Source organism: Peteryoungia algae, assembly GCF_030369675.1.
Classification (GTDB): Bacteria; Pseudomonadota; Alphaproteobacteria; order Rhizobiales; family Rhizobiaceae; genus Allorhizobium; species Allorhizobium algae.
This window is the reverse complement of record NZ_CP128477.1, coordinates 3493378-3514604: the sequence shown is the minus strand read 5'-3', so window position 1 is coordinate 3514604 and position 21227 is coordinate 3493378. Positions and strand designations below refer to the sequence as shown.

The window sequence follows — 21227 nt, the reverse complement described above, 5'->3', positions numbered from 1 at the left end:
GGCGTTTTCGTTTGCTACACTATCTGTACTGGACGGCCATGGGCTGCGGGGCGCATGATGGCCGCCTGGAGGCCGGGATGGTGAGCGACGGCTACAATCAGTTCTGCCCGGTGGCCAAGGCCTGCGAGGTGCTGGAGCCGCGCTGGACGCTGCTGCTGCTCTCGGAAATGTGGTCCGGCTCCACCCGCTTCAACGAGATCCGTCGCGGCGTGCCCGGCATGTCGCCGACCCTGATGTCGAAGCGGCTCAGAGAGATGGAGGACCGCGGCCTCGTCCTGCGCGCCCAGCATCCCACCTCGGGCGAGATCAATTATCGAACCACCGCAATCGCCGACGAGCTGGAGCCGATCGTCCGGGCGCTCGGCCAATGGGCGCACCGCAATATCGATGCGGACGTCACACTTGAGAAACTCGATGCGCGCCTCCTGATGTGGAACATGCGCCGGAAGATCAATCCCGCCTCTCTGCCGGCCTCGCGTCGCAGCGTCATCTGCTTCATCTACCCGGAACTGCCACGCGACGAGCAGAGCTACTGGCTCCTATGCAAGCCGGGCAAACCCGTAGACCTCTGCTCCACCGATCCCGGGCATGACGTCGATCTCTTCGTGACAGCCGATCTGAAGGCGCTCACGTCTGCCTGGATCGGGCTTTCCAGCCTTCGCGCCGAAATCGCCAGCAACAGGATTACCCTGGTCGGCGATCCCGCGATGGCCGCCACCATCGGCGCGTGGATGGTGCGCAGCTCCTTTGCCACGGCACCGCTCTGACAGTCCATTTTCTGTACCGGCCGCACTACAGTTCCTACACTGGCCCCGCATGGATCCTGCCGCGACACTTCTCACTCCACCAGAAGGAGAGAGACCATGAAAAATGCTGCAATGACCGCCGCCAGTCCCGCACCCGTCGCCTCGTTTCCCCTGCCCGATCTGGTCGCGCTGAAGGCCCGCCAGCAGGGTGCCTGGGCATCGGGTGACTACGCCGTTGTCGGCACGACCTTGCAGATCGTCGGTGAGACGCTATGCGAAGCACTCGACCTGCGGGCCGGCGAGCGCGTGCTCGACGTCGCCGCCGGCAACGGCAATGCCACGCTTGCTGCCGCCCGCCGCTGGGCGGTGGTCACCTCAACCGACTATGTTCCGGCACTTCTGGAGCGCGGCCGGGCGCGGGCAGAAGCGGACGGCCTGACGGTCGCTTTTCAGACGGCCGATGCCGAGGCCCTGCCGTTCGAGACCGACGCCTTCGACGTGGTCCTGTCCACCTTCGGCGTGATGTTCACGCCGAACCAGGATCAAGCCGCCGAGGAATTGCTCAGGGTCTGTCGTCCGGCTGGCCGCATCGGCATGGCCAACTGGACGCCGGATGGCTTCATTGGCCAGCTGTTCCGTACGATGGGTCAGCATCTGCCGCCACCGCCCGGCGCGCTTTCGCCGGCCTCGTGGGGGACAGAGGCCCGGCTGAATGCGCTGTTCTCATCCGCCGGCACCGTCGCCACACAACGGAAGGTCTTCACCTTCCGCTATCGTTCACCTGATCATTGGCTGGAGGTTTTCCGGACCTGGTACGGGCCGGTACACAAGGCGTTTACGGCGCTGCCAGACGAGGGCCAGGCGGCTCTCAGCCAGGATCTCCTGGCGCTGATCGGCCGCTTCAACCGGGCAACCGACGGCACAATGGTGGTGCCGAGCGACTATCTGGAAGTCATCGTCACCAGGCCCTGAAGCAGCTGGAGGCCCCTGCTGCATGGCGGGGCCTCCATGCGAACGCCAAGGAGGAGCGTTCAGCCCTCGAGACCCTTGAGCACATTGGCGACGTTGAGCCCGATTTCGGGCACGCCGTAGCCGCCTTCCATGACCGTCAGCACCGGCACGCCGCTTGCCGCAATCAACGCGCCCATGCGGATGTAATCGGGGCTCGTCAGCTTGAAAAAGCTGATCGGGTCCTTTTCGAATGTGTCGACGCCCAGCGAGAGGACGATTGCTTCCGCCCCATAGGCCTTGATCTTCTTCAGGCTGTCTTCGAGGGCTGCCGACCAGATCTCGAAGGGCGTGCCCGAGGGCATGGGATAGTTGGCGTTCAGGCCTTCGCCCTCGCCCTCGCCGGTCTCGTCGGCGTAACCGAGGAAGAAGGGGAAGGCATCTTCCGGCTCGCCATGCAGCGAGGCGAAGAAGATGTCGCCACGGCGATAGGTAATGTCCTGCGTGCCATTGCCATGGTGGAAATCGACGTCGAGGATCGCGACATTTTTGGCGCCATGATCCAGGAGGCGCTGTGCGGCGACGGCGGCGTTGTTGATGAAGCAGTAGCCGCCGAAGAGGTCGATACCGGCATGGTGGCCCGGCGGGCGGCAGAGCGAGAAGGCGAAGCGGCTGCCCTCGTTCAGCCAGTCGGCGCCCGACAAGGCAACATCCATCGAGGCGATCGCTGCCTCATAGGTGCCCTTGGAAATCGAGGTTTCGGCCGAATTGGTGTAGTAGCCCACAGCGCCGTCGATGTTCTTCGGCACGCGGCCCGTCTGGCTGCGTCGGCAGGGGAAGGAGGTCGCGATTGCCTCGCCCTCGAAACCATGCGCCTGCCAGCGATCCCAGCAGGTGCGCAGAAATTCGAGATAGCCTGCATCGTGCAGCTTGAGCGCCGTGTCCAGCCCGTGCTCGGCCGGTGCGCGCACATCGGTGAAGCCCGCGTCCTTCACGCCCGCCAGCACCCATTCAGCGCGGAAGGGTCCCTCGAACGGCTTGACCAGCAAACCGCCATGCAGCTCGGTCTTGGCGTCGCGCAGCTTGTGCTTTTCGGAATAGAATACCCGCATGCCTATTGATTTCCCTCTGGTCATTTTGAAGGAAAATCTGCCTTGTCGGAGCCTCGGCCACAAGTGCAAAGGGGGCAATTTTTCCTGGTCATTCGACCAAAAAAATTGCCCCCGCCCCTCGGCCCCCGCCGAATTGATTCTACTCGGTCAGGTTGATCTGTTCTGTCTCGCCACTGCTGCAGGTGTAGCAGCAGTCTTCGCATGTCTCGGCATTTTCAGGCCCCACGCCCCAATAGGTCTGCTTGTCGCCCGAGATCCAGGCTCCATAGCAGATCGACTCGCCTTCTTCGCAGGAAAGCGGGATCTGCTTGGTCTCGCCGTCATCCAGATAGTAAACTTGGTTGTCGCCCGGCCAGATGTGGTTCCGGTCCTGGCTGTAAAGCTCGAGCTCGACGGCATTCGGGTGGTCGTTGCGCATCACGAAGGTGACGTCGGCGGCAAGAGCCGGCGAGGCCACGGCCATGGCCAATCCCAGGGCGATCCATTTCAAACTGTTCGTTGCAACCATCTTGTTCCACGTTCCCCTGATTATCTGAATTCCGGCGGACGATAAGCAGAAGACCATGCCTATGGAAAGGGCTTGGCGCTGACGTTTTTTGGGTGAGTTTCAACAGCTTGCGCTGCGCCCATCAGGAGAGGGCCTTCCAGAAAATCACCGTGTCGCAAAAGCGTCCGTCGGGGAAGAGCGCATAGTTCGGAATGATGCCGGAGCGCTGCCAGCCGAGTTTCTCGTAAAGTGTTTCGGCCAATTCGCCCGCAGCCGTATCGAGGACCAGCAAGGACAGACCCGCCCGGGCCGCACCGGCCTCCGCTGCGGCCATCAGCATCCTGGACAGACCGAGCCCACGAGCATCACGATGCACAAGCAACTTCATCAGATCGGCGCGGTGGGGCTGGTTGGGTTTCGAGGCAAATCCGATCTGGACCGTGCCGACGAGGCGGTCCCCGATAAAGGCGCCGTAGAGGAGCACCTCGCCGCGCCCGACGCGGTCTGCGACCCCTTCCCAGAAGGCTTTGCCATCCGTGGGCGTGAAGGGTGACATGAAGCCAAGGGAAGCCCCGTCGTCCACACAGTCGGACAGGGCCTCGCAAAGGTCGTTCAGGACGGCGAGCGCGTCGGCTTCGGAGAGCAGGCGAATATCAGGCTTGGCGGCAGGCATGGTTCAAGTCCTGTGGTCGGGAGTGATCAGGGTCCGAGGGAAATGACGACGGCATAGCGGGCAGCGCGGTCGGTCGGATTGCGGTAGCCGTGCACATCACCGACATTCATGAAGAGACAGTCTCCTGCCTCCAGCCGATGTACTGTGTCGCCGACAATGAGTTCGATCACGCCCTCGAAGACCCAGACATGCTGGGTCTGGCTGCGCCCGGTCGGGCGTCCCGGAAACCGAAGCTCGGCACCGGCCGGAAACTCGACCTCGACGATATCGGTCCCGCTGCCCGTGCCTTGCGGTGAGACGGCACGGCGCAGATAGCCGCTTTCCGGATCGCGCCAGATCGGCTGTTCGACCCGGCGCGACAGTGGCGAAGGCTCTGCTTCCGTGCTGGCGAAGAAGACCGAGAGCGACACACCGAGCGCCGAGCAGAGCCGCGCCAGCAGCGCGGCCGTCGGACTTGCCTCCGTGCGTTCGATGCGCGAAATCATCGCCCGACTGACGCCGGACGCTTCGGCCAGCTGGTCGAGGGTCAAGCCGCGCCCGACCCGCAGACGCTTCAGCCGCTCGGCGACATGTGTCTCGAAGCAATCTTCTGATTCCATTATCCGAGAATTTCATGTGCGCATAATGGAGTCAAGCTTTGGTATGCCCCCTCTTTCTTCATGCCTCACCCTCGGCGTAAAAGAAGCGACCGCCCCGCCGTCAAGACCGCAGGACAATCCGATGCAGCAGCACACTCCCGAGATCGGCCCGGCCATAAAACGCGAGCGCAAGGCGCGCAAGCTGACGCTCGAACAGCTCGGCACGCTGTCGGGCGTTTCCAAGTCGATGCTCAGCCAGATCGAGCGGGGCGAGGCCAATCCGACTTTCGCCGTGCTCTGGAGCCTTACCCAGGCGATGGAGGTCGAACTGTCCGATCTCATCGGCAACGGCACGTCGGTCGCCGGGCGCGAAGAGATCGAGGTGACCTCGATCATGCACACGCCGGTGATCCGCAGCGCTGACGGGTCCTGCCGGCTGAAGATCCGGAGTTCACCCCGGCTCGCCGGCCAGACGGAATGGTACGAGCTCGAAATGGATCCCGGCGGCGCGCTGATCAGCCAGCCACATTCGATCGGCGCCTTCGAGCATTTCACCGCCTTCACCGATGGTTTCGAGATTTCGAGCGGCGGCAGCAAGACCGTCATCCGGGCCGGCGAGACTGCCCGTTACCGCGCCGATGTTCCGCATGCGATCCGCAATGGCGGAACGGATATCGGCAAAGGCCTGCTGGTCGTGCTACACAGGTAGACGAAAAGGCAATTCCAAAATATCGATTGCCGGAGGGCAAAATTCCGATATGCTGGAATTATTCAGCATCGAGGGATTTCCCATGCAGACCGGCTTTCTCGACCACATTACCGAAACCCTTAAGAGCATCGAAGCCGACGGGCTTCTGAAGCGCGAACGCGAGATCGTCAGTCCGCAATCGGGCCGCATACAGGTGCGTGATGCCAAGGGCACGCGCGAGATGATCAATCTCTGCGCCAACAATTATCTCGGCCTCGCCAATCATCCCGATATCGAACAGGCCGCCAAGGCCGCGATCGACAGCCATGGCTTCGGCATGGCCTCGGTCCGCTTCATCTGCGGCGCACAGGACATTCACCGCGCGCTCGAACAGGCGATCGCGCGTTATCTCGACAAGGGCGATGCGATCCTGTTTGCCGCCTGTTTCGATGCCAATGGCGGGATCTTCGAAACGCTGCTGGGCCCGGAAGACGCCATCATTTCCGACAGCCTGAACCATGCCTCGATCATCGACGGCGTGCGCCTCTCCAAGGCTAAGCGCTACCGCTATGCCAATTCGGATATGGACGGGCTGGAAGACGAGCTGAAGAAGGCAATCGCCGGCGGTACGCGCTTCCGTCTGATCGTCACCGACGGCGTTTTCTCGATGGACGGCTATGTCGCAAAGCTGCCGGAGATCTGTGCGCTCGCCGAAAAATACGGCGCCATGGTGATGATCGACGAATGCCATGCCACCGGCCATCTCGGGACCAAGGGCAAGGGCACGCCGACGTTGACGGGTGTCGGCACGCGTGTCGACATCATCACCGGCACCTTCGGCAAGACACTTGGTGGAGCCATGGGCGGTTTCATCGCCGGCCCGAAAGCCGCCATCGACCTTTTGCGCCAGCGCGCGCGGCCCTATCTCTTCTCCAACAGCCTTGCACCCGCTGTCGCTGCCGGCTCCCTGAAGGCGATCGAGATCGCCGAAAGCGCCGACGAACTGCGCACAAAGCTCACCGGCCATACCCGGCGTTTCCGCCAGGGCCTCACCGAGGCTGGCTTCGAACTGCTTCCCGGCGAAACGCCGATCATCCCGGTCATGACCCATGACGCGGTGCTTGCCCAAAAGCTTGCCGCCGAACTCGATGCGCGCGGCATCTATGTCGCCGGCTTCTTCTTCCCCGTCGTGCCCAAGGGGCAGGCCCGCATCCGTACCCAGATGTCGGCAGCGCTTTCCGAGGCCGATATCGATACCGCCATCGCCGCATTCATCGATGCCGGCAAGACCATCGGGATGATCTGATCATGAAGGCGCTTTCCAAGCAGAAATCCGAAGTCGGCATCTGGATGATCGACGCAGCCGTTCCCGAAATTGGGCCTGACGACGTGCTGGTCAAGATCAACAAGACCGGCATCTGCGGCACGGATGTGCACATCTACAAATGGGACGAGTGGGCGCAAAAGACCATCCCCGTGCCGATGATAACAGGCCACGAATATGCTGGCGAGATCGTCGCCGTCGGCGCCAATGTCCGCAATCTTAGCGTCGGCCAGAGGGTCTCGGGCGAAGGACATCTCGTCGGCATGAACAGCCGCGCCTCACGCGCCGGCAAGTATCATCTCGATCCGGAAACGAAGGGCATCGGCGTTAACGTACAGGGCACGTTTGCGGAATTTGCCAGGATCCCCGCCTTCAACATCATCCCGCTCCCCGACACGATCGACGACGAGATCGGCGCGATCCTCGATCCGCTCGGCAATGCCGTGCACACGGCGCTCGCCTTCGACCTCGTCGGCGAGGACGTCATCATCACCGGCGCCGGTCCGATCGGCATCATGGGGGCGGCCATCGCCCGTCATGTCGGCGCCCGCCACGTTGTCATCACCGACGTCAATCCGGAGCGCCTGGCGCTCGCGGCAGAGGTCGCCGACGTGCATCCGGTCAATGTCGCCAAGGAAGACCTGCGCGACGTGATGGCGAAGCTGAAGATGAAGGAAGGCTTCGATGTCGGGCTCGAAATGAGCGGCTCACCGGCCGCCCTCGACCAGATGATCGACCATCTCGTCATGGGCGGGCGCATCGCGCTTCTCGGCGTTCCCGCGCGACCTTTCCATTTCGATCTCTCCAAGGTCGTCTTCCGCATGGTGACGCTCAAGGGCATCTATGGCCGCGAGATGTTCGACACCTGGCACAAGATGCTCGCCATGCTGGAAAGCGGCCTCGACATCCGCAAGGTCATTACCCACCGGATGAAGGTGGACGACTATGCCGAAGCCTTCGAACTCGCGAGCGCTGGCAAGGCGAGCAAGATCGTGCTCGACTGGACCTGAGGACGAGCACGCAGGCAAAGGTGCTGCCACGCAGAATTCCGGGAACATAATGCGACTATCCCGCGTATGGTGATCGTTTGAAACGGGGAACCATCATGCAAAGAATCGGTCGAGTGCGGGAAGTCTGGCGCTATCCGGTGAGTTCGGTTGGCGGCGAATCGCTCGCCTCGATCACGGTTTCCCCCGAGGGGATCGCAGGTGACCGGCAATTCGCCCTGTTCGACCCGGCAACGGGTCTGGCCGCAGCCCCCGAACGGGAGACCCGCTGGCGTCCCGCACTCTTCGTCACCGCCTCGCAAGCGCCAACCGGACTGCCGGTGCTGCGCTTCGCCGACGGGGCGGAGCATGCACTTGATGACGACGCACTGGCGGATCGACTGGCAGAGCATTTCGGCTTCCCGGTTGCCGTCGGGCTCCTTGGCGCGGGTGACTACCGCTTTCCCGTTGTCTCCAACCGATATCAGCCGGCGCCCCTTCACCTCGTGACATCGGCATCGCTTCAGGCGCTTGCCGGAAGCGCAAGCCTCCCGCCGCTCGATGCAAGGCGCTTTCGCCCCTCCGTGCTGATCGAAACCGACAACGGGGATGGTTTCCTCGAAAACGACTGGGTGGGTCATGTCGTCAGGATCGGCGACGCGGACATCCGCGTCACCGAGGCCTCGCGTCGCTGTGGGATGACGCTTGTCGCACAGCCCGGCATGGCGGAAGAGCCCGACGTGCTGCGCGGCATCATGCGCCACAACAAGCGCAATCTCGGCGTCTATGCAACGCCAGCCGAGGCCGTGACCATCCGCGTCGATGATGCTGTTTACGCCGAGATCTGAAATAGCGGCGTGTCGACCTCAAAAATGTCCTTGAGGATTGCATCGCCAACTGTCTCGCCGATGTCCCGGGCACTAGTGATGCCTTGAACAAAGGGCTCCTTGTGCAGCAGGAAGGCGATCGCCGCGCAATAAAGCCGCCCCTGCGACATCAGGCCGAGACTCGGGCGATAGCAATCGTCCACGTCGATGCCGCCTGTCCGAACCATATCGGGATCCCGGTCGAGGGACATGATTGTCTCGACCTTGGGGGTCGCGGCTTCGCGCACGCCACCCTGGGCGACGAGGGTCGGAAAGGGGAGATCCGTGGCCGACAGGGTATCCTGGCCGGTCGCATCGATGAAGGCGCCGAAGCGATGCACCGTGCCTGACACCTCGACTTCCGCGCCTCGCTCCAGACCGTCCTCGGCCGTCCGGATCAGGTATTCCTCGCCAAGCCGCAGGATGGACAGCTTGCCCGCGCGCGACAGCGCAAGCAGCCTGCGGATCGACATCAGCGGCACCGTTGCATAGTCGTCGATGAAAATGCCCTTGAAGTGTCGGTGGAAACGCTTGAGGTCGTTCTCGTCCAGATGCGGAATCACACGGGCGACGATCTCGTGGGTGATCAGGATCGCATAGCGCCACGGCACCGTGTAGCGCTTTACCCTGTTGTCCTCGGCTTCGGCCAGGTTCTTCGCTGCCCAGACGAAAGGATCGCTCTCGGTCCGGTCGGCATAATAGGCCGCAGCAAAACTCTCCACCGTCAACTGCGACAGGCCGATCCGGGCGGCGTAGTCGGGATCGCGCGCGACGATCTCGCGGCGGAAGAGATCGAAGACATCATCGAGCAGATCGTGCCGACCCGTCGAGATCAGGGCGTCGATTGCCTCTTCGGTGCAGACCTCGGGCTCCACATAGGGCAGAGGACAATAAAAATCGGCCTCCGGCAGGATGCCCTTGCGCGACATCAGCGTCGCCCGGAAATCCTGCGTGCCTTCGGCGGGCTGGTATTGAAGGTCGCCCGCCGCATCAGCGTAGAACATCCCATGCGCAGTTGCGACCGTCATCAGAGCGTCGATGCCGCTCAGCGACGTGCCGAGAATGCCGACCGCCTCGTTGCGGATAGACTGGAGCACCGTCGCTGGCCAGGGCGAGACGAAGTAGCCGGGACGGATTTCCGTGCTTTCGGGCCAGTTGTGACCGGTCGCCATGACAACGTGATCGAAACTCGCGTCGTCTTCTCCGTCCGGATGGGAAACCCGCAACCGGATCGCATCCGCCTGGATCTCGATGTCGGCTATCTTGTGGCGGGCCAGCACGGTGATCTCGTGACCGCGCTCGGCAGCCAGCGTCAGCATGCGCTCGAACTGCGCCTGCATGTAATCGCCCAGCACCAGGCGCGGATAGAATTCCCGCTCGTCGATCGCCTCGCGGCGGATGCCATGGCGGACCAGGCATTCATCATCCTGCCGCCGCAGCCACTCGGCCAGCGTTTCTGTAAAGGCGGGAAGTTCGATGCTCGGAATATTGGAGAGCATGGCCGGGTCATTCATATCGGGATGGTATGGCGTGCCCTTGCCGGGTTCACCCTCCGCCTCGTAGAGGGTGATCGACAGGGGAGCTGTCGCCTCGATCAGTCGCTTGAAGGTGTAGAGGCCGGTTGGACCCGTGCCGATGATCGCAATTCTCGGAAGCATGAATGTCTCGCTGTCGCGCAAGGGATCTCGCGTGGGGGGTCCCTGACAATGCGCATAGGCGGCGGATGTTCCGCTGATCTTCCACCTGAGACCGGAAGTCCCGACCGGAACAAATCCCCCCGGTCGCGACTTTCTCAGGCATCGAAACATCCAAAGGAGGATATCAGATGATTTCTGCAGATCAGATCCGCGAACATATGGAAGTTCTGGCCCAGGACGGCGCCCATGTCGGCACTGTCGACCATATGGATGGCGCAAGCCGCATCAAGCTGACCAAGAATGATTCGGCTGACGGTCAGCACCACTACATTCCCCTCGACTGGGTCGATCATGTCGATCAGCACGTGCATCTGGCCAAAAACGCCGACGACGTGAAGCGCGACTGGTCGGTCAACTGATCGATACGCCTTGGCATGATGCCGGCGAAAGCAAAGAGCCGTCCCATGGAACGGGACGGCTCTTTTTCCATTTCTGAATGTCTTCAGCCGCCGACCTGGGCGATCCAGTCGGGCAGGCTGTAATAATTGGAGATGCGGGCAACCTTGCCGTCACGGATTTCGAAGAAAGCGCCAGCCGGCAGGCGGTAGGTCTGTCCATCGGCTTCCGGCAAGCCCTCGTCCGTGGCGAGATAGGTGCCGTTGACGATGAATTCGGCAGCACCCCGCGTGCCGTCCTCGTTCACCATGACCACCATATCGGTCAGCTCTTCCTTGTAGCATCGGTTCATGTGGTCCATGAACTTCGCAAAGGCTTCCTTGCCCGTCTGGCGGGCGCCCTGGTTGATGTCGTGGGCCACGTCATCGGTCAGGAGCGCGAGGAAACGGTCCATGTCGCCGGCATTGAAGGCATCGTAATAGGCACGGATGGTGGCGGCGGCGGTCATCGATCACTCCTCGTCGTGGAACTGCTTTCTCAGGTCGTCACAGACGGGTATAACCACTCCGCAACGGACTGAAAACACTCTATGACGCTTACGATCCAATCCTTTTCCGGCAGCGACGCGACACCCTTCTTCGGCGACCTCGCGCGGCTCAGATCCACCGTCTTTCGCGACTTTCCCTATCTGTACGAGGGAAATCCGGATTACGAGCAGACCTATCTGTCGACCTATGCGAGGTCTGAAGGCTCCGTCTTCGTGCTGGCCATGGATGGCGACAAGGTGGTCGGGGTGGCGACGGGCACGCCGATGGCAGGCGAGACCGAAGAGGTTCAACGCCCTTTCCTTGCGGCAGGCTTCGATCCCGAACACTTCTTCTATTTCGGCGAAAGCGTGCTTCTGCCCCAATATCGCGGCCGCGGCATCGGCGTGAAGTTCTTCGAGGGCCGCGAGGCGCAGGCGAAGAAGCTCGGCCTGCGCTACGCCACCTTCTGCGCCGTCGAGCGCCCCGCCGACCACCCGCGCCGGCCGGCGGATTATCAGCCGCTCGATGCCTTCTGGGGCAAGCGCGGCTATACCCATCACCCCGAGCTTCGCACCATCTTCACCTGGCGCGACCTCGATGAAACCCATGAAAGTCCGAAGCCGCTTTCCTTCTGGATCCGGGATCTCAGCGCATGACAGTCCTTACCCTTGCCGCCTGCCAGTACAAGATCGAGCTCATCGAAAGCTGGGAAGATTATGTCCTCCATCTGACGCAACTGGTGCATCAGGCCGTCGAGCGCGGCGCGAAACTCGTGCTCCTGCCGGAATATGCCGGACTGGTGCTCGCCGGCCAGCTCGACGCCGCCACACGGTCCGACCTGCACGGCTCTATTGCCGGCATCCAGCCCACGATCCCGGCCTGGGTCGAACTTTGCGAGGAGCTCGCCCGCACCCATTCGATCGTCTTCCAGCCCGGCTCGGCACCCGTGCTCGACCCCGACGGTCAATACCGCAACCGCGCCTTCCTCTTCGGACCCGATGGCCTTGTCGGCCATCAGGACAAGATCATCATGACCCGCTTCGAGCGCGAGCAATGGGGGATCGCTGCCGGACGCGATGGCCTCACCGCCCTCGACACGCCGCTCGGCAAACTCGGCATCCTCATCTGCTACGACAACGAATTCCCGATGCTCGCCCACACCCTCGCGGAACAGGGCGTCGATCTGATCCTCGCCCCGTCCTGCACCGACACGCTGGCCGGTGCTTACCGCGTGCGCATCGGCGCCCAGGCGCGGGCGCTCGAAAACCAGATCGCCATTCTTTCCTCCCCCACGGCCGGCACCGCGCCCTGGTCCCCCGCACTCGACGAAAATCGTGGCCGTGCCGCCCTTTACGTGCCCTCCGACTACGGCATGCCGCCCAGTGGCATCTATGCCGAAAGCGAGAGCGACGAGGTCGAGGAGAGCCACTGGCTGATCACGCAAATCGATCTCGACACCGTCCGCCGCCTCAGAACCGATGGCCAGGTCGCCACCCGCCGCGACTGGCCGGAACAATTCTGCGTCTAAAAGCCAAGCTTTCCAGCCTATCGCGTCAATTTCCCGCTAGGCGTTGACCAAGCTCGCTGCTATATGCGCGAGCCATGAGCACCGATCGCACCCCTCTCGACCATATCCGCAACTTCTCCATCGTCGCACATATCGACCATGGCAAATCGACGCTGGCCGACCGCCTGATCCAGTCGACCGGCGGCCTCGCCGATCGCGAGATGTCGGAACAGGTCCTCGACAACATGGAGATCGAGAAGGAACGCGGCATCACCATCAAGGCCCAGACGGTGCGTCTGCACTACAAGGCCAATAATGGCGAAACCTATGTGCTGAACCTGATCGACACGCCCGGACACGTCGACTTCGCCTATGAAGTCTCGCGCTCGCTGTCTGCCTGCGAAGGCTCGCTGCTCGTGGTTGACGCCTCTCAGGGCGTCGAAGCCCAGACACTTGCCAATGTCTATCAGGCGATCGACAACAATCACGAACTGGTGACGGTCCTCAACAAGGTCGACCTTCCGGCCGCCGAACCCGAGCGGATCAAGGAGCAGATCGAGGAAGTCATCGGCATCGATGCATCGGAAGCCGTGCTGATTTCGGCGAAGACCGGTCTCGGCATTCCCGACGTGCTCGAAGCCATCGTGCACAAGCTGCCGGCGCCGAAGAGCGAAGGTGGCGAAAAGGCCCCCCTGAAGGCGCTCCTGGTCGACAGCTGGTACGACACCTATCTCGGCGTCATGGTTCTGGTGCGCGTGCTCGACGGCGTGCTGACCAAGGGCCAGGTGATCCGGATGATGGGCACGGATGCCAAATACAATGTCGAGCGCGTCGGCGTGCTCACCCCGAAAATGGTTGCGGTGGATTCACTCGGCCCGGGCGAAATCGGCTTCTTCACCGGTTCGATCAAGGAAGTGGCCGACACCCGCGTCGGCGACACCATCACCGAGGACAAGCGCCCGACCGCAAACATGCTGCCGGGCTTCAAGCCGGCCCAGCCGGTGGTGTTCTGCGGCCTGTTTCCGGTCGACGCCGCCGACTTCGAAGACCTGCGCGCCGCCATGGGCAAGCTTCGCCTCAACGACGCCTCCTTCTCGTTTGAAATGGAATCGTCCGCCGCGCTCGGCTTCGGCTTCCGCTGCGGCTTCCTCGGCCTGCTGCATCTCGAAATCATCCAGGAGCGCCTCGAGCGCGAATTCGATCTCGACCTGATCGCGACCGCACCGTCCGTTGTCTACAAGCTGTTCATGACCGACGGCACAGAGCGCGAGCTGCACAACCCGGCCGACATGCCCGACGTCGTGCGGATCAACGAGATCCACGAACCGTGGATCAAGGCGACGATCTTGACGCCGGACGATTATCTCGGCGGCATCCTCAAACTCTGCCAGGACCGTCGCGGCATCCAGACCGAACTCACCTATGTCGGCAAGCGCGCCATGCTGACCTATCAGCTGCCGCTCAACGAAGTGGTCTTCGATTTCTATGACCGGCTGAAGTCGATCTCCAAGGGTTATGCCTCCTTCGACTATCATCTCGACGCCTATCGCGAGGGCAACCTCGTCAAGATGTCGATCATGGTCAATGGCGAGCCGGTCGATGCGCTCTCCATGCTGGTCCACCGGACGGCGGCGGAAAAGCGCGGCCGCGACATGTGCGAGAAGCTGAAGGACCTTATCCCGCGCCACATGTTCAAGATCCCGATCCAGGCCGCCATCGGCGGCAATGTGATCGCCCGCGAAACGATCTCGGCGATGCGCAAGGACGTCACCGCCAAGTGCTACGGCGGCGACGCATCCCGCAAGCGCAAGCTGCTCGACAAGCAGAAGGCCGGCAAGAAGCGCATGCGCCAGTTCGGCAAGGTCGAGATCCCGCAGGAAGCGTTTATCGCAGCACTGAAGATGAGCGACGAGTGAGGGCTGGGGCCTTCCTTGAAGGCTCCCGTTTCCTCATCTCACCCTGACGCCCGCGCAGCCTCTGCCGCGATCGGCAAGGTCTCCCGTGGCGGGTCAGGGAGCAGGACCGGAAGGTCCGTGCTCTCCGCCTGCAGAAATCCTGCAGCCGCGCTCGAATAGATCGACATCAGCATCGGGGGCTGGAAGGGCTTGAGCGGCGCACCAGCCAGGGACGCCCGCATCTCTTCAAGGCGCCACGGCTGATATGTGGCGCCGAGGACACTTGCCAGATCGTGGATAGTCCAGGCTTCCACTCCCGACAGTTCGTAAATGCGACCTGCATGAACCTGCGGGTTCTTCAGAACCGTCACTGCGGCATCGGCCAGATCTTCCCGCGCCACCGGTAAAATAGGCGCAGTGCCGAAGGGTACCCGGATCAGTCCATCGACCGGCGCGGCAAGTGCCCCAATCAACTCAGCATAGAGACCATTGCGCAGGATCGTCCAGGCAAGGCCGCTGTCCTTCAGCCGCTTCTCTGTCCACCGATGGGCGAGCGCAAAGGCGAGGTGGTCGCCCGTCCCGCTGAGGCTGGTATAGACGACATGCCGCACGTCGAAGCTGACAGCAGCTGCGATTACAGCCTCATGGCGGCTAATCACGACATCGTCTTCCGCGTAACCGGCGGAGATCATCATTAGCGTTTCGACGTCGCTGAAGTCGAGCGTTTGTGGATCGTCGAAATCGATCCGACGTCGATCTGGCCCCGCCTCGTCTGCCAGGCGGCTGCCAATGCAGATGTTGAGGCCGGCGTCTTTGACACCTTGCGCGATGAGGGAGGAGAGTTGGCCGGAGCCACCAGTCAGCAGTATCATGGATTGCGTCCTTTTCGTTGCGGGCGCATCTATTTATTGCGACCACCGGAACTACGTAAGGAGGCACATTGATGTTCGCCGCAACACAGCCTGTGGCCAAGACGCTCGAACCTTGCGGCACACCGGATCATGAGGATTGCGGCCTTCGCCTGACACTTGATCGCCTTGGTGAAAAATGGACGGTCATGGTGATCGCGGAACTCTCGACAGGCCCGCGCCGCTACCGGGAGATCGAGCGCGCGCTTTCGGGCGTCACCCAGCGCATGCTTACGCTCACATTGCGCCGTCTCGAACGGGACGGATTGGTTGACCGCCATGTCGAACCCACCAACCCTCCCTCGGTCACCTATTCTCTGACGACCCACGGCCTCGGGTTTTCGGCCATAACGGCCGGGCTGGTCGAATGGTCGCGGGAACACAAGGACGTGATCCTTGCTTCACGCGAGGCCTATGATGGGCGGGGAAAGGGCTGATGGGGCCATTCTCAACGAGCCGAATCCGTGCTGGTTTTTGCGCAGCAACGGAGACCATCCCTGTCGATCGAAGCCCGAAAACCACATGACCCGGCAGACAGTGAAGCGCTCGTCGCCGAGGCGATCAGGGCGTCAAACGACCATGTCGCCAGGCATGGCTTGCCGCTCGAAAATTACCGGACCGGACCCGCCTCAATCCTCGCATTGCCATCGATGGCGAAACCTTCGCGAGGCTCACCCAATTCATTACGACTGTCCACCTCTCTGCTGTCGGTCCCGCTCCCGCAGATCTCTCCGCTCGCGCGACGAGATCACCGGTGCCGTGATTTCCTCTTCCTGGGTTTCCGGCCCCTTCTTGCCCACGCGCCCATCGCACGCTAGCATTCGCATGCAATCATAAGCCGATGGGTGAAAAGACAGGGGAAACGGGCATGCACAAGTTCAAGATCGTCAAGACCGAGAAGGGCGAATTTCGCGTCCAGTTCGTCTACAATGCCGAAATCATGGTCTGGTCGGAAAATTATGCCTCAAAGGCAAGCGCCAAGAACTGCGTCGAATCGCTGAAGAAGAATGCTCCTGCCGCCCCCGTCGTCGACCTCACGAAGGAGGAGACCGGCAGCGGTTATCGTTTCGAGATCGACCGCGCCAAGAATGGGGAAACCTTCGTCCGCTTCCGCGCCGCCAATGGCGAGATCATGGTGCGCTCGGAAACCTACAAATCGAAGTCGAGCGCGAAGAACTGCATCGGATCCGTCCAGAAACGCGCCGCCGAGGCCGTCGTCGAAGAGGCCGAGTGAGGCTGATAGGCTTCCTCTCTTGCTGATGCAGGCGGCTACCTCCTCCCCTTCGGGGGAGGACGGAATGCCGAAGGCCTGAGGTCAGCGGAAGCCGCTTGAACTTAAGGTTTTCGTGGCGAGGGGCATGGCTGCGTGGCACTCGCCTCACCAAGCCCCTCTCTTGGAAAATCCGCAAGGGGGGAGACATGTCCCTCGCTATCGGAATCCTCGCCCGTTTTTCCCCGGCACCCGCAGAGTGTCTGCCTAGCCACCGTCATTGGCGCGTGACGCGCGCCCTCAGAACCCCTCGCCCGGCTTCCATAGTTTCGGCGCCACACCGCGCGCGACCACATAAGACCCGTCCGCCTTGACCGTCTGCCAGGGCCCCGCCTCGCCATCCGGCCAGAGCACGCGAATCTCGGTTTCGGCCTGCTTCCCCAGCCCGACATGGTGCCAGCCGGTCTTGCCGCTGGCGTGGCCGCCGCCGATGGTGACCTCACGTCGCTGGACGATCTCACCGGTCTTGACCTCGATCCAGGCACTGACGGCATCTCGGTTGACGTCGTCCTGGCGGAGCGCGATCTCGAGGAAATGGCCTGTGCCTTCGGTCGCGTTGCGCCAGATCTCGACGGGCGAGCCCTGGTTGACGACGAGCAGATCGACCAAGCCATCGAGGTTGAAATCGACGAGCGCCCCGCCACGACCCTTGGCCATGGAGGCGACGCCGGCCTTGTCGCCCATCTCGGCGAACCGGCCGTCCTCGCCCTGAACCAGAAGGTTGTTGGGGTCTTTCTCGGCAAAGTCCGGCATCTCGGCGACATTGCCCTTGGCGACGAAGAGATCGGTGCGGCCGTCATTGTTGACGTCCTCGAAATCGGTGTGCCAGGCCGTCGACGGGCGGATCTCTGCGCCAACATAAGGCCGGTGGGCAGTCGCCCCCCTGGCGAAGGCGATGTCGGCATAGGAGGGCTTCGGCTTGCCATCGGCCGGGATTGCGTCCAGCGTCTGAAGCTTGTTGTCGGCCATGCTGGTCAGGAAATATTCCGGGTAGCCATCGAAATCGAGGTCGTGGCTGGCGATGCCCATGCCCCAGATGCGCAGGTATTTCCACCCCTCGTCCTGGGTGTAGAGCCTCGGCGCCTTGCCGGGCTCGACATGCCACATCTGCTCCTGGCCGCCCTTGTAATACTCCCGATCATTGGAGACACGCAGCGACGGCGTGCCGGAGCGGTTCCAGTCGGTAAAGAGGATCGACAGCGGGCAATAGGAGGGCGTGAGCGGCAGCGGCGGGGCAAAGCGGCGCTCGGTGGCAGACATCGGGCGGTGCAGCCAGTTGTCGGTGCAGGAGCCCCAGGGCTCGAAATCCTCGAAGCGGTCGATATAGTTGCCAATGGCGAGTGTCGGCCAGCTGTTGCCCCGCTCCCAGGTGGCGGAGAAGGCCGTGGACCACGCGTCGCCACCGTCGAAGCCCCAGGCTTCATTGGCGCGCTCGAAGCGGCATTCGCCGAGACCCCGCATGACGACATTTTCGCCGGAGCGCAGGAGCACGACGTCTTGCAGCCCGTCGCCATCGATATCGAGCGGATAGGCGCCGATCACCTTGTCGAGCTCCAGGCCGGACACGTTTTCCTCGAATTTCAGGGCGCCGCCGGGGGTACTGCGGTTGAGATAGAACCTCGCCTTGTCCTCGCCGCCTGATAGCACCAGATCGGGAAACCCGTCGGCATTGCAGTCGAAACTGCCGGCGCCACCGCCGACCATATATTCCCAGTCACCTCGATAGGTGCTGGCGATACCGCTGGACGCAGTCTCGTCGGCGAAGCGGGGAGGAAGCGGCCCGCCATTGGCACGCGCTGTCGCGACCTGCGATGCGGCGAGAAGGATGGTCAGCGTCGTGATCCTGCCGACACTCCGGATCTTCATGACGCCAGTCATCCACGGGTCCTCAGGGCGACCGTCTTTGCGCCGATGCAGCGGCCCTGATCCAGGCCACGGTCGATTGCCGCGCGAAAATGGATGCCGCCATAAAGACGCGAGACGCCCGCTTCCTCGGCGGCTTCCCAGAAGCTGCCGAAGGACCGGCTGGGAAGCTTGTCCTTTTCATGTGTGTTGTCGGTGAAGGCATAGTTCTCGCCGAAGAAGGCGGTGAGCACGGTGGCGGCGGCGCCCGACTGGGTGGAATGGCCGCTCGGATATTCCGGGAAGGGCGGCGTGATCAGGATGGGTTCCCATTTCGGGTCGATGACGCGCTTGATGTAGGTGACCGGGCGAAGCAGGTCGTATTCGAATTTCGAATGCCAGCAGCCGATGAAGGCATCGGCCAGCGTGACGCCAAGGCGGGCAACCAGATCGGCATGCTCTGCAGCACTCGCCTGGCGCTCGTCGAGGATCTTGAGGCCGATCACGATCCAGTGGCCCGGCGGGGTTGGCGAGAGCATCGGATCATCCGACCAGAAGCGCGCAATGGCCCGCTGCTCATCGGTGACCTCGTTCACCGCAGCATAGACCTCAACCGCCTCCTTATGGAAATCCGACTCCTTGTCCTCGCTATAGGTCGGTGGCGGCGGCAAGGGGCAGCCATTGCCCGTTTCCATGGCGAAGGGCCGGTTCTCACCCCATTTCGGCAGAAGCGGCTTCTGCTGCTGGTTGATCAAGCTGGTCGGGATCCAGCTGTCCTTGCGGTTGCCGAGGGCGAATTCCAGCGGAAAGCCCATGTTCTCGACATCAGCACCGCCATCCCCCTTTGACCAGGCGAGGATATGGGCCGTGACGCCTTGTCCATAGGCTTGGCTGCGGGCGACGAGATCAGGAGCGAGACCGGCGGACACCTCGGCCGACAGCTTTTCCGTCATGCGCTTCAGGGCGCGCTGGCCGGTCGGGCCGGTATTGCCGAAGAGTTCCCGGGCCGCGGACGAAAGCGCCGCCTGCAGCACGACGGCTTCGTCATAGGCGCCATTTTCGCGGGGCGGTACCGCCGTCAACCCGTTCAGCTGGCCGGAGAGGGAAGTGAGCGTCGTGTCGCCGGAGGCAAGCGCTTCATAGGCGGTGACGCCGAGATAGGCGAAGGCGCGGCTGGCGACCGGTGGCGAATAGGTGGGCGTATGACGGACGAGTTCGAGGATCAGGCGATACCAGTCGCGAATGACCGTGTCGGCTCCGACAGAGCCTGCCTGGACCGGCTGAACCACCAGCGCCAGAATGATGAAGCAGAGCGCCAGAATGCGCTTCCCCATGGCTTTCATGTCCCCCTCCCACAGGTTTCTGAAGCAATCTCAATCGATTGAATATCGATTAAGCACGGGGGCGGACGCCTCGCAAGGGGGGCAAGGGATGACTGTGGGGCAAACCCAGCTGGTGACGCAGCCGCGATGCCGCCTGCCACTGGTCGAGCCCGGAGGCCGCAGCGAGCCTTTCAAGCCGGCATGATCTGCTCGACCCAGGCGCGGGCAATCGCGAGGCCCGCCTCATCGGACAGGAGACCATCCGTCGGCTCCAGCTCGGGATGCCGGTTGAGCCAGCCGGGCTCCTTCCGCTCGATGATGTCGGGGAAATGCGTCATCCAGTTGCGCACCACCTCGCGATTTGCCTCGAAGTGGAACTGGAAACCGTAAGCAGCGCGGCCAATGCGGAAGGCCTGGTGCCGGGCGGCTTCGTTCTCTGCCAGATGGGCCGCTCCTTGCGGCAGGGTGAAGGTATCGTCGTGCCACTGGAACGAGAGGAAGTGGTCGGGCAGGACGGACAGCACCGGATCGGCCTTGCCGGCTTCCGTGCGGACAATGCCGCGCCAGCCGAATTCGGGCGCGGAACCGATCAGGTTTTCGCCGCCATAGGCGCGGGCGAGAAGCTGGCTGCCGAGGCAGATGCCCAAGATCGCCTTGTCGCTGTCACCAAAGCGACGCATCAGCCTTGCGAGCTCGGAGAGATAGGGATGCTTGTCGTCGTCGCGGGCATTCTGTTCGCCGCCGAAGACGACGAGGGCGTCATGCGCATCGACGTCCGGCAAGGGTTCCCCGGCATAGGCATGCACCGTGACGATCTGCGCACCGGCCTCGGCAAGCGCAATGCCCACCTGGCCGGCTTCGGTGACGCGGGTATTCTCGACGATGGCAACGCGCATGGGGAATCGGGTCTCGCGGGCGGGTGCCTCAGAGAAAGCATGGACACGCGCTCGTCGCAAGACAGAGGGCACCCGAGTACCCTCCATCCTCCGAAATCAGACGTTTTTCTTCAGGCGGGCATCGACGGACTGGCTGTTGCCGCCGCGGATCACGAAGAACAGGGTGATCGCGACCCAGAGCAGAGACTTTTCGGCGCCGGAGAAGCCCTGCCCCATCTGGATCCAGTGGAAATAGACCGTGACCAGAAGGACGATTGTGGCAGCGAGTGCCGCAGGGCGGGTGAGCAGCCCGATCGCCAGCAGGATGCCACCGAAGAATTCCGTGGCGGCGAGCAAGGGTGACCAGAACATGCCGGGATAGAAGCCGAGGCCTTCGACCATCTGGACGGCGCCGAAGGGATCGGCGATCTTGCCGGCACCATGGATGACGAGAAAACCGCCCGCAACGAGACGCAGCAAGGTTTCGACGAGATCATGGCCGGAGCGATAGACGGGAGCCAGAGCGGGGATGAAAAGACGGTTCGGTTCAGTCGACATGCAGAATACCTCGGAAGACAATGATACGGGCCTCATGAGGGAACACCGGGGGCATGGCAATTGCGGCTGGACAAAAAGTTGA

Annotated in this window: 23 protein-coding genes; 12 read left to right on the top strand and 11 right to left on the bottom strand. The window is 62.6% G+C overall.

The window, feature by feature from the left end:
- Window positions 1–11 precede the first annotated feature (11 nt).
- Window positions 12–767, top strand: coding sequence for a winged helix-turn-helix transcriptional regulator (locus QTL56_RS16680; RefSeq protein ID WP_245134237.1), 756 nt, complete (start codon window positions 12–14; stop codon window positions 765–767).
- 96 nt (window positions 768–863) lie between these two features.
- Window positions 864–1718 carry a class I SAM-dependent methyltransferase gene (locus QTL56_RS16675; RefSeq protein WP_245134235.1) on the top strand — a complete coding sequence of 285 codons (855 nt, stop codon included), beginning with the start codon at window positions 864–866 and terminating at the stop codon, window positions 1716–1718.
- 59 nt (window positions 1719–1777) lie between these two features.
- On the opposite strand, the gene QTL56_RS16670 is transcribed toward QTL56_RS16675, so the two are convergent.
- The 4 genes from QTL56_RS16670 to QTL56_RS16655 form a co-directional block, all read right to left on the bottom strand.
- On the bottom strand, window positions 1778–2806 hold the full coding sequence (locus QTL56_RS16670) for a histone deacetylase family protein (protein WP_245134232.1): 1029 nt from the start codon (window positions 2804–2806) through the stop codon (window positions 1778–1780).
- 139 nt (window positions 2807–2945) lie between these two features.
- Window positions 2946–3314, bottom strand: coding sequence for a hypothetical protein (locus QTL56_RS16665; protein ID WP_370660304.1), 369 nt, complete (start codon window positions 3312–3314; stop codon window positions 2946–2948).
- Between the two features lie 121 nt (window positions 3315–3435).
- The gene (locus tag QTL56_RS16660) at window positions 3436–3966 is read right to left on the bottom strand and encodes a GNAT family N-acetyltransferase (RefSeq protein ID WP_245134231.1); all 531 of its coding nucleotides are present in this window, start codon (window positions 3964–3966) and stop codon (window positions 3436–3438) included.
- A gap of 26 nt (window positions 3967–3992) precedes the next feature.
- The gene (locus QTL56_RS16655) at window positions 3993–4565 is read right to left on the bottom strand and encodes a helix-turn-helix domain-containing protein (protein ID WP_245134229.1); all 573 of its coding nucleotides are present in this window, start codon (window positions 4563–4565) and stop codon (window positions 3993–3995) included.
- Between the two features lie 121 nt (window positions 4566–4686).
- Here QTL56_RS16655 and QTL56_RS16650 point away from each other — a divergent pair, with 121 nt between their 5' ends.
- From QTL56_RS16650 to QTL56_RS16635, 4 genes are all read left to right on the top strand, one after another.
- Window positions 4687–5253 carry a helix-turn-helix domain-containing protein gene (locus QTL56_RS16650; protein ID WP_245134227.1) on the top strand — a complete coding sequence of 189 codons (567 nt, stop codon included), beginning with the start codon at window positions 4687–4689 and terminating at the stop codon, window positions 5251–5253.
- 82 nt (window positions 5254–5335) lie between these two features.
- Complete coding sequence (locus QTL56_RS16645; protein WP_245134224.1) at window positions 5336–6538, top strand: glycine C-acetyltransferase; 1203 nt, start codon at window positions 5336–5338, stop codon at window positions 6536–6538.
- Between the two features lie 2 nt (window positions 6539–6540).
- Window positions 6541–7566, top strand: a complete 1026-nt coding sequence (gene tdh / locus QTL56_RS16640; RefSeq protein WP_245134222.1) for an L-threonine 3-dehydrogenase — start codon at window positions 6541–6543, stop codon at window positions 7564–7566.
- A 95-nt stretch (window positions 7567–7661) separates the two neighbouring features.
- The gene (locus tag QTL56_RS16635) at window positions 7662–8390 is read left to right on the top strand and encodes an MOSC domain-containing protein (protein WP_245134220.1); all 729 of its coding nucleotides are present in this window, start codon (window positions 7662–7664) and stop codon (window positions 8388–8390) included.
- Here the strand turns inward: QTL56_RS16635 and QTL56_RS16630 are convergent.
- A complete protein-coding gene (locus tag QTL56_RS16630) occupies window positions 8375–10066 on the bottom strand; it encodes an FAD/NAD(P)-binding protein (protein ID WP_245134218.1) in 1692 nt (563 codons plus the stop codon). The two genes, QTL56_RS16635 and QTL56_RS16630, sit on opposite strands and share 16 nt — an antisense overlap.
- 167 nt (window positions 10067–10233) lie before the next feature.
- Here QTL56_RS16630 and QTL56_RS16625 point away from each other — a divergent pair, with 167 nt between their 5' ends.
- Window positions 10234–10464, top strand: coding sequence for a DUF2171 domain-containing protein (locus QTL56_RS16625; protein ID WP_229573567.1), 231 nt, complete (start codon window positions 10234–10236; stop codon window positions 10462–10464).
- Window positions 10465–10547: 83 nt separating this feature from the next.
- On the opposite strand, the gene QTL56_RS16620 is transcribed toward QTL56_RS16625, so the two are convergent.
- The gene (locus tag QTL56_RS16620; protein WP_245134216.1) at window positions 10548–10949 is read right to left on the bottom strand and encodes a ketosteroid isomerase-related protein; all 402 of its coding nucleotides are present in this window, start codon (window positions 10947–10949) and stop codon (window positions 10548–10550) included.
- A gap of 81 nt (window positions 10950–11030) precedes the next feature.
- Between QTL56_RS16620 and QTL56_RS16615 the strand changes: the two genes are divergently transcribed.
- The 3 genes from QTL56_RS16615 to lepA all read left to right on the top strand — a co-directional run bounded on the left by QTL56_RS16615 (window position 11031) and on the right by lepA (window position 14391).
- Complete coding sequence (locus QTL56_RS16615) at window positions 11031–11624, top strand: GNAT family N-acetyltransferase (protein ID WP_245134215.1); 594 nt, start codon at window positions 11031–11033, stop codon at window positions 11622–11624.
- Window positions 11621–12496 (top strand): carbon-nitrogen hydrolase family protein, encoded by an 876-nt coding sequence (locus QTL56_RS16610; protein ID WP_245134213.1) that lies wholly within the window; start codon window positions 11621–11623, stop codon window positions 12494–12496. The genes QTL56_RS16615 and QTL56_RS16610 overlap by 4 nt, the downstream gene beginning before the upstream one ends.
- Before the next feature lie 74 nt (window positions 12497–12570).
- Window positions 12571–14391 (top strand): translation elongation factor 4, encoded by a 1821-nt coding sequence (gene lepA / locus QTL56_RS16605; protein ID WP_229573571.1) that lies wholly within the window; start codon window positions 12571–12573, stop codon window positions 14389–14391.
- Between the two features lie 38 nt (window positions 14392–14429).
- On the opposite strand, the gene QTL56_RS16600 is transcribed toward lepA, so the two are convergent.
- A complete protein-coding gene (locus QTL56_RS16600) occupies window positions 14430–15242 on the bottom strand; it encodes a Rossmann-fold NAD(P)-binding domain-containing protein (protein ID WP_245134211.1) in 813 nt (270 codons plus the stop codon).
- Window positions 15243–15313: 71 nt separating this feature from the next.
- Between QTL56_RS16600 and QTL56_RS16595 the strand changes: the two genes are divergently transcribed.
- The gene (locus QTL56_RS16595) at window positions 15314–15715 is read left to right on the top strand and encodes a winged helix-turn-helix transcriptional regulator (RefSeq protein ID WP_245134209.1); all 402 of its coding nucleotides are present in this window, start codon (window positions 15314–15316) and stop codon (window positions 15713–15715) included.
- 431 nt (window positions 15716–16146) lie between these two features.
- Window positions 16147–16512, top strand: a complete 366-nt coding sequence (locus tag QTL56_RS20935; protein WP_370660303.1) for a YegP family protein — start codon at window positions 16147–16149, stop codon at window positions 16510–16512.
- A gap of 276 nt (window positions 16513–16788) precedes the next feature.
- Here QTL56_RS20935 and QTL56_RS16580 read toward each other — a convergent pair whose 3' ends face one another.
- The 4 genes from QTL56_RS16580 to QTL56_RS16565 all read right to left on the bottom strand — a co-directional run bounded on the left by QTL56_RS16580 (window position 16789) and on the right by QTL56_RS16565 (window position 21145).
- Window positions 16789–18426, bottom strand: coding sequence for a CRTAC1 family protein (locus QTL56_RS16580; RefSeq protein ID WP_245134206.1), 1638 nt, complete (start codon window positions 18424–18426; stop codon window positions 16789–16791).
- A complete protein-coding gene (locus QTL56_RS16575) occupies window positions 18423–19733 on the bottom strand; it encodes a vanadium-dependent haloperoxidase (protein ID WP_245134204.1) in 1311 nt (436 codons plus the stop codon). The genes QTL56_RS16580 and QTL56_RS16575 overlap by 4 nt, the downstream gene beginning before the upstream one ends.
- A 170-nt stretch (window positions 19734–19903) precedes the next feature.
- Complete coding sequence (locus tag QTL56_RS16570) at window positions 19904–20608, bottom strand: type 1 glutamine amidotransferase (RefSeq protein WP_245134202.1); 705 nt, start codon at window positions 20606–20608, stop codon at window positions 19904–19906.
- A gap of 96 nt (window positions 20609–20704) precedes the next feature.
- Window positions 20705–21145: a DoxX family protein gene (locus QTL56_RS16565; protein ID WP_245134200.1), complete on the bottom strand. Its 441-nt coding sequence runs from the start codon at window positions 21143–21145 to the stop codon at window positions 20705–20707.
- Window positions 21146–21227 lie beyond the last annotated feature (82 nt).

Coding starts and splice junctions, on each gene's coding strand:
- QTL56_RS16595 (WP_245134209.1), top strand. CDS start 15,314: ATGTTCGCCGCAACACAGCCTGTGGCCAAGACGCTCGAACCTTGCGGC.
- tdh (WP_245134222.1), top strand. CDS start 6,541: ATGAAGGCGCTTTCCAAGCAGAAATCCGAAGTCGGCATCTGGATGATC.
- QTL56_RS16575 (WP_245134204.1), bottom strand. CDS start 19,733: ATGAAAGCCATGGGGAAGCGCATTCTGGCGCTCTGCTTCATCATTCTG.
- QTL56_RS16635 (WP_245134220.1), top strand. CDS start 7,662: ATGCAAAGAATCGGTCGAGTGCGGGAAGTCTGGCGCTATCCGGTGAGT.
- QTL56_RS16565 (WP_245134200.1), bottom strand. CDS start 21,145: ATGTCGACTGAACCGAACCGTCTTTTCATCCCCGCTCTGGCTCCCGTC.
- QTL56_RS16650 (WP_245134227.1), top strand. CDS start 4,687: ATGCAGCAGCACACTCCCGAGATCGGCCCGGCCATAAAACGCGAGCGC.
- QTL56_RS16655 (WP_245134229.1), bottom strand. CDS start 4,565: ATGGAATCAGAAGATTGCTTCGAGACACATGTCGCCGAGCGGCTGAAG.
- QTL56_RS16610 (WP_245134213.1), top strand. CDS start 11,621: ATGACAGTCCTTACCCTTGCCGCCTGCCAGTACAAGATCGAGCTCATC.
- QTL56_RS16675 (WP_245134235.1), top strand. CDS start 864: ATGAAAAATGCTGCAATGACCGCCGCCAGTCCCGCACCCGTCGCCTCG.
- QTL56_RS16665 (WP_370660304.1), bottom strand. CDS start 3,314: ATGGTTGCAACGAACAGTTTGAAATGGATCGCCCTGGGATTGGCCATG.
- QTL56_RS20935 (WP_370660303.1), top strand. CDS start 16,147: ATGCACAAGTTCAAGATCGTCAAGACCGAGAAGGGCGAATTTCGCGTC.
- QTL56_RS16600 (WP_245134211.1), bottom strand. CDS start 15,242: ATGATACTGCTGACTGGTGGCTCCGGCCAACTCTCCTCCCTCATCGCG.
- QTL56_RS16620 (WP_245134216.1), bottom strand. CDS start 10,949: ATGACCGCCGCCGCCACCATCCGTGCCTATTACGATGCCTTCAATGCC.
- QTL56_RS16630 (WP_245134218.1), bottom strand. CDS start 10,066: ATGCTTCCGAGAATTGCGATCATCGGCACGGGTCCAACCGGCCTCTAC.
- QTL56_RS16645 (WP_245134224.1), top strand. CDS start 5,336: ATGCAGACCGGCTTTCTCGACCACATTACCGAAACCCTTAAGAGCATC.
- lepA (WP_229573571.1), top strand. CDS start 12,571: ATGAGCACCGATCGCACCCCTCTCGACCATATCCGCAACTTCTCCATC.
- QTL56_RS16580 (WP_245134206.1), bottom strand. CDS start 18,426: ATGACTGGCGTCATGAAGATCCGGAGTGTCGGCAGGATCACGACGCTG.
- QTL56_RS16660 (WP_245134231.1), bottom strand. CDS start 3,966: ATGCCTGCCGCCAAGCCTGATATTCGCCTGCTCTCCGAAGCCGACGCG.
- QTL56_RS16670 (WP_245134232.1), bottom strand. CDS start 2,806: ATGCGGGTATTCTATTCCGAAAAGCACAAGCTGCGCGACGCCAAGACC.
- QTL56_RS16625 (WP_229573567.1), top strand. CDS start 10,234: ATGATTTCTGCAGATCAGATCCGCGAACATATGGAAGTTCTGGCCCAG.
- QTL56_RS16570 (WP_245134202.1), bottom strand. CDS start 20,608: ATGCGCGTTGCCATCGTCGAGAATACCCGCGTCACCGAAGCCGGCCAG.
- QTL56_RS16615 (WP_245134215.1), top strand. CDS start 11,031: ATGACGCTTACGATCCAATCCTTTTCCGGCAGCGACGCGACACCCTTC.